General features: G+C 72.7%; 7 protein-coding genes and 1 pseudogene. 4 read left to right on the top strand and 4 right to left on the bottom strand.

Translation table 11 applies throughout. From position 1 onward, the window contains the following. A partial coding sequence (locus tag GTW43_RS24195; RefSeq protein ID WP_161304143.1) for a HAMP domain-containing sensor histidine kinase occupies window positions 1-583 on the top strand: 583 nt, incomplete at its 5' end. Between the two features lie 28 nt (window positions 584-611). On the opposite strand, the gene GTW43_RS24190 is transcribed toward GTW43_RS24195, so the two are convergent. Further along, window positions 612-2,132: a sulfatase gene (locus GTW43_RS24190; protein WP_202501878.1), complete on the bottom strand. Its 1,521-nt coding sequence runs from the start codon at window positions 2,130-2,132 to the stop codon at window positions 612-614. A 166-nt stretch (window positions 2,133-2,298) separates the two neighbouring features. Here GTW43_RS24190 and GTW43_RS24185 point away from each other — a divergent pair, with 166 nt between their 5' ends. Beyond that, the gene (locus GTW43_RS24185; protein WP_161304142.1) at window positions 2,299-2,643 is read left to right on the top strand and encodes a VOC family protein; all 345 of its coding nucleotides are present in this window, start codon (window positions 2,299-2,301) and stop codon (window positions 2,641-2,643) included. Between the two features lie 16 nt (window positions 2,644-2,659). On the opposite strand, the gene GTW43_RS24180 is transcribed toward GTW43_RS24185, so the two are convergent. Then, window positions 2,660-3,061 (bottom strand): DUF3592 domain-containing protein, encoded by a 402-nt coding sequence (locus GTW43_RS24180; RefSeq protein WP_161304141.1) that lies wholly within the window; start codon window positions 3,059-3,061, stop codon window positions 2,660-2,662. A gap of 168 nt (window positions 3,062-3,229) precedes the next feature. Here GTW43_RS24180 and GTW43_RS24175 point away from each other — a divergent pair. After that, window positions 3,230-3,385: pseudogene (locus GTW43_RS24175) on the top strand (TetR/AcrR family transcriptional regulator); the annotation flags it as partial. 12 nt (window positions 3,386-3,397) lie between these two features. Here GTW43_RS24175 and GTW43_RS24170 read toward each other — a convergent pair. Then, a complete protein-coding gene (locus GTW43_RS24170; protein ID WP_161304140.1) occupies window positions 3,398-4,225 on the bottom strand; it encodes an inositol monophosphatase family protein in 828 nt (275 codons plus the stop codon). A gap of 52 nt (window positions 4,226-4,277) precedes the next feature. After that, window positions 4,278-5,321, bottom strand: coding sequence for a LacI family DNA-binding transcriptional regulator (locus GTW43_RS24165; RefSeq protein ID WP_161304139.1), 1,044 nt, complete (start codon window positions 5,319-5,321; stop codon window positions 4,278-4,280). Between the two features lie 240 nt (window positions 5,322-5,561). Here GTW43_RS24165 and GTW43_RS24160 point away from each other — a divergent pair. Further along, the coding region (locus tag GTW43_RS24160) for a Gfo/Idh/MocA family oxidoreductase (protein WP_161304138.1) at window positions 5,562-6,226 on the top strand (665 nt) is incomplete at its 3' end.

The raw sequence follows: 6,226 nt of genomic DNA, 5'->3' as shown, positions 1-6,226 counted from the left end.
GCGCGGCATCACCGCCGAGGCCCTGCGGATGCAGCGGCTCGTGGACGACCTGCTCGTGCTCGCCCGGCTCGACGGCGGTGCCCGCCACGAGACATCCGCCGTCGATCTGACCGCGGTCGCGCGCGAGGCCGTGGCGGCGGCCCGCGTGACGGACCCGGACAGGGCCCTGTCCGTGCAGGCCGAGACCGCGGCGACGGTGCGGGGCGACGCCGGGCAACTGCGCCGCGTCGTGGACAACCTGCTGGCCAACGTACGCACCCACACACCGGCCGGAACGGCGGCCGTGGTGGTCATCGGCGCCGAGCCCTTCGGCGACACCGGCGACACCGGCGCCCGGGTCGTGCCCGGGGTGACGCTCGCCGTCGCCGACGACGGCCCCGGCATCCCGGCCGATGCCCTGCCCCACGTCCTCGACCGCTTCTACCGCGGCGATCCCGCGCACAGCGGCGACGGCAGCGGTCTGGGGCTGTCCATCGTCGCCGCGGTGGCCCGGGCGCACGGCGGGACGGTCGAGGTCTCCGGGGCATCGGGGGCGGGGACCGGAGGGACCAGGGTCACCCTGCGGCTGCCGGCCGGCCGGTGACCTGGTCGCGTTCCCCGGCCCCGCACCGTCATCCGCCGGCCGCGGCGGCCCCGCACTCCTTCGCACCGTCGCAGTCCCGCATCTGCCGGAGCCTCGACGCGAGGTCGTCCCTCGTGTCCGGCGAGAGCCGCGCGTAGGTGTTGTGCAGCATGTCGGGGTCCGTGCCGCGGTCGTAGTACTCGTGGGTCCCGTCGCGATAGGCGACGTACGTGTACCGGGCGGTGCGCAGCGCCTCGTACGAGGGCGGATTCCCGCTTCCCTTGCGCGGTTTGTCGGGGTCGGCGGGGGAGAGGTCGGGACCGTGGTGCTCGACGAGGGCCGTGCGCGGCCAGTCCTTCGGCGTCTCGCCCTTGAGGAGCGGGACGAGACTGCGGCCGTCGGCGCGGGGGTCGGGCGTACCGCCGCCGAGTTCGGTGAAGGTGGGACAGATGTCGATGTTGGACGCGACGGCGTCGGTGGTCGCACCGTGCTCGATGCCGGGCCCGGTGACCACCAGCGGCACGTTCACGTCCGTGTCGAAGGCGGTCTGCTTGCCCGGCATCAGACCGTACTGGCCCATGTGGAAGCCGTTGTCGGAGGCGAAGGCGAAGACGGTGTCGTCGTCGACGCCCTCCTTCGCCAGCTTGTCCTGGAGATCGCCGATCATGCGGTCCACGGCCTGCACGGCGCGCACGCGCTTGCGGTACGTCGTGGTGATCTTCCTGGTCTGCTGCGCCGTGAAGGGCTTCCTGTCCCGCAGCCAGGGCGGTGCGTCGGCCGGTGTCCGTCCGAAGGCCGGCGGCCGCGGCAGTTTCAGGTCCCGGAACGTGCCCTCGTCCTGCGGCGCCGGGGTGGCGGGACCGTGCGGGGCGAAAGTCGAGATGTCGAGAACGAACGGCTTGTCGTCCCGGACGGACTTCTCGATGAAGTCCTGGCCGCGTCCGCTCACGACGTCGGTCAGGTAGTCCTCGGGGTCGTGCCCGTGATCGACCGTCCGGCCGTTCTGGTTGAGGGTGTAGTCGTACTCCTTGTAGCCGTTCCCGGCCACGGCCCACTCGTCCCAGCCGGGCGGCACGTAGTTCTTCTCGCCGTCCACCGTCATGTCCGGCTCGTAGCCGTTGAGGTACTTCCCCATCATGGCGGTGCGATAGCCCTGCTTCTGGAGGGCCGTGGCGAAGGTCCTGGACTCGTTCCCCTTCGCGTGGAAGACCGGGAACCCGCCGTCGGGAGGCGTGTTCGTGAAGACGCCCGTGTTGTGCGGGAACCTGCCGGTGAAGATCGACGAACGGGACGGGCAGCACAGCGAGTCCGTCACCGTGTAGTTCGTGAAGGACAGGCCGTTCTTCTGCATCGCTTTCACGTGCGGCATGAACTGCACGAGGTCGGAGGAGAGGTCGTCGGTCAGGACCCAGACGATGTTGGGGTGCTGTGACGCGCTGGTGCCGCTGCCGTGAGCGCTCGGACTCTCCGCGGTCCCGTCGGCGCCGCCGGTGCCGTCGCACGCCACCGTCCCGGCCGCGAGCGCCGCGGCGCCCACCCACAACGGAACCTTCCTGAGAACGCCTGCCAAGGTCACCGGCTCTCCTCCTGCCCTGCCCGTCCGAACGGTCCCTGCGGGTCCGACCTTGCCCCACCGGAGTGGGAGAACCGTGTGAGGCGGGCGGGGAAGGGGTCGGAGACGAGTTGTGCCGCGCGAAGAGGTCAGACTCTCCGGACGACTACGAGGAGTGAGGCGAATGGATCTCTACACCGTCATGTGTGTACGGGACCGGACCGAGGCGCACGCGTGGTACGAGGCCTTCTTCGGGCGGCCCGCCGACGAGACCATCGGGGAGGAACTCCTGTGGCGGCTCGGGGAGAACGCGTGGCTGGTCGTCGACGACCGCGAGGTGCGCGCCGCGCGCGTGGGCGGGGCCATGGTCACGCTCGGGGTGAGCGGACTGGACGAGATGCTGGCGCGGTTCGCCGCGCACGGCATCCGCCACGAGCCGGTCGAGACCTACGGGAACGGTGTCCGGCACGTCGTCGTCCTCGACCCCGACGGCAACAGCCTGTCGCTGGCGGAGGCTCCCGCGGACTGAGCAGCCTGAACCCGCCTCAACGGCCGGTGGCGAGCATCCAGATGCCGATCGCCGTGAACAGGGTGCCGGTCCCGAGAACCGACGCGATCTCCGTGAACCGCCTCCCCGGAAGGTCCAGCCGTGCGGTCTCCGGTGCGTCCCGGAGGTAGCGGACCGGGACCGCGCCGCCCACCGGCAGGCCCTTCACGCCGGACGACTTGGCCGGGACGGTGTGCCGGGCACCGTGGGCATCGGCGAACTCGACGACCGCGTAGAAGACCGGACCGCTGTTGGCCCTTCCGGACGTCTCCCGTCGGTGTCCGACCACCTGGCCGCGCACGCGGAGGCCCTCGTGGTGCAGGCGGCGCTGGATCACCACCTCACGGACACCGAAGCCCAGGACGACCAGACCCGCCGTCAGCACCATCGCGACCCACACGGCTGCCTGCCTCTCCTGCCGTCCACGGGTTCACGGCGCTCGGGAACACGTCCGTCGAGTGAACGGACGTCACCTCGACCCGCTGCGGTTCCCGGCGGTGGCGCGACCGTCGCCCCTGCCCGGGGGCGTCCGGAGGTCGACGACGACCTTGCCCCGTACGTGCCGACCGGCCGCGCGGCAGGTGACCTGCGCCCGGACGTCACTGCCGAGGACATCGCCGCCTCGCTCATCGGCATCTTCACCGTCGCCCCGCGGCCGGACCGTGAGGCCCAGGCCGGGCGCCTCCTCGACCTCCTGATGGACGGCCTGCGGCCCTTCCGCTGAGCCCGCGGGGCTTCAGCGGGCCGTGCCGGTGTGAGCGCCCAGGCTGCGGATCATCGCCATCAGGGCCCCGTGGGTCTCGTCGTCGGCGGCGGCCACGAGTCCGCGGCCCGCCGCACCGACCGGGCGGCCGTCGGTCCCTGTGACCGTGCACCCGGCGGCCCGGCACAGCGCGATGCCGGCTGCGAAGTGCACGCTGCCGGACAGGTCGCCGCCATCGGTGACATAGGCGGCGCGCTTCCCGGCGGCGACCCATGCGAGCGCCAGCGTCGTGGACACGACGCGCGGCCTGAACCGGGCGGCGAACGCCGGGTGGGCCAGCAGGTCCACGGCCCGGAACTCCGGTGCGCCGGGGAACGGCGGGTCCAGGTTCACGTCCACCAGGCCCGTGGTGGGCGAGGGGGTCAGGGGGGTGTCCTCGGCTCCGTCGCGCCGCACCCGGGCGGCTCTGCCGTCGGTGAAGTAGACCTCGCCGCCGAACGGGTCGGCCACCGCCGCCGCTCCGTCGCGCAGGGCCACGTTGACGGCGGCCAGGTAGGTGCCGACGGCGTAGTTGAGCGTGCCGCACAGAGGGTCCACCAGCCACTCGCGTGCCGCCCCCGACTCGCCCTGCTGTCCGCCCTCCTCGCCGAGTACGGCGTCCGCGGGCCGGGCGGCGCGGAGCACGTCGACGACGGCCTTCTCGGCTGCGATGTCGGCGGCGGTGGCGAAGTCGCCGTCCCCCTTGTCGACACGGTGGAGCCGCTGCCCGTACAGATCGCGGACCACCGCCGCGCCGGCCAGCGCCGCCGCCGTCGCGACGGCGGCGTCTCCGCTTCCGGATATCCCGCACGATTCGATCACGGCGTGCAGACTACCGAGGTGCGGCGGGCGTCCGGAGAGGAGCCCGCTCCGGTCACGTGAACAGCCGGCGCCGCTCCCCGTCCGTGGACTCGCGCGCGTCGAGCCAGTGCGGCGCCGTGTGCACCTCGTACGGCAGGGTCTCCTCGGCGCGGATGCGGGTCGCCAGGCACTTCACGGCGAGCGAGGCGATCGTGGCCTTGTCCGGGACGACCGACGTGAGCGACGGCGTGCTGTACAGGGCCTCCTCGGATCCGTCGATGCCCGCCACGGCGACGTCGCCGGGGATGCTCAACCCCGCTTCGTACAGCGCGCGTTGAGCGCCGGCCGCCAGCAGGTCGCTGAAGCAGAAGACGGCGTCGGGCCGCGCCTCGGGCGGCAGGGCGGTGAGGGTGCGCATCGCCGTCAGGCCGTTGCGCCGGTCGAACTCCTTGACGGTCGGGGCCAGTCGCGGATCGTAGGTCAGACCGGCCTCGTGCAGGGCGAGTTGGAACCCCTCCAGCCGCTGACGGCTGGTCGCCGACGCCTGCTGGTCCACGCCGACGGCCGCGATCCGCGTCCGGCCCAGCGCCGCGAGGTGCGCGGTGGCGTCGCGCGCCGCCGCGACGTTGTCGATCCGGACGTGGTCGGCCACCACCTCCTCGCTCACGTAACTGCGCTCGCCGAGCAGGACCAGCGGGAACGCGCTGGCCACCGAGGCGAGTTCGTCGGGCGTCACGCGCAGCGGGGAGAGGATGACGCCGTCGAGCAGGGACGCGCCGACGCCGGTCGCCAGGCGCAGCTCCTCCGTCGCGTCGCCCAGGGTCTCCTCGATGAGGACGGTCAGGCCGAGGCCCGCCGCCTCGGCCCTGACGTGGTGGGCGAGCTCCGCGAAGTAGGGCGTGCTCAGGTCCGGCACGGCCAGGGCGATGAGCCCGCTGTGGCCGGTGCGCAGCCGGCGGGCGGACGGATTCGGCCGGTAGCCGAGCTCGTGCACGGCCTTCATGACCCGCTCACGGGTGGATGCCGAGACACGGGGCGCGTCGCGTACAACGTTGGACACCGTCTTGATCGACACACCCGCCCGCTCGGCAACGTCCTTGAGTGTCACTGCCGCCACTGCGTCCCCCCATCACCTGTGTTTCCGCGATTATCCATGGTCTTTCGTGGGCTGTCAGCGGTGGGATCTTCTTGATCCCGGTTCGCGGCAGGGGGTTGACCGTGATGGAACGGCGCGGTTACAACGTTGGAACAAGCCTGATGGCAAGCGCTTGCTGCCGACGTCGTCACCGTGACGGCGGGACAGGTGTGCCCCCGCACGGGCACGCACCCCGCACGTCCGATCCACGAGAGGTCCCGCATGTCCGCACCCCGCTCGAACTCGCCTCTGCGCACCGTCGTGGTGGGCACCGGCGGCATCGCCCGCTCCAGTCATCTGCCGGCGCTGCGGACCCTCGCCGAGGCGGGCGAGGTGGAGATCGTCGGCGCCGTCGACGTCGACAAGGACGCCGCGGAGGCCTTCGCCTCCGGCGCGGGCATCCCGCACGCCTCGGACGACCTGGACGGGACGCTGGCCGCACTCCGCCCGGAACTCGTGGTGCTGTGCACCCCGCCCGCCGTCCACCGCGAGCAGGCCGTGGCCGCGCTGCGGGCCGGCGCGTGGGTGTGGTGCGAGAAGCCGCCGTGCCCCTCGCTCGCCGACTTCGACGCGATCGAGGCCGCCGAGCGCCCCGGGGACGCCGGCCCGTACGCCGCCATCGTCTTCCAGCACCGCTTCGGCTCCGGTGCCGGCCACGTACGGCGCCTGCTGCGCGAGGGCGCGTTCGGCCGGCCGCTCGTCGCCCACTGCCAGACCACTTGGTACCGCGACACCGCCTACTACGCCGTCCCGTGGCGCGGCCGGTGGGAGACCGAGGGCGGCGGCCCCGCCATGGGGCACGGCATCCACCAGACCGACCTGCTCCTGGACCTCATGGGCCCCTGGGACGAGGTGCGCGGGATGGCGGCGCGGCTCGTGCACGACGA

It is taken from the genome of Streptomyces sp. SID5785, assembly GCF_009870065.1.
Classification (GTDB): domain Bacteria; phylum Actinomycetota; class Actinomycetes; order Streptomycetales; family Streptomycetaceae; genus Streptomyces.
This window is presented reverse-complemented; position numbering and strand designations above follow the sequence as displayed.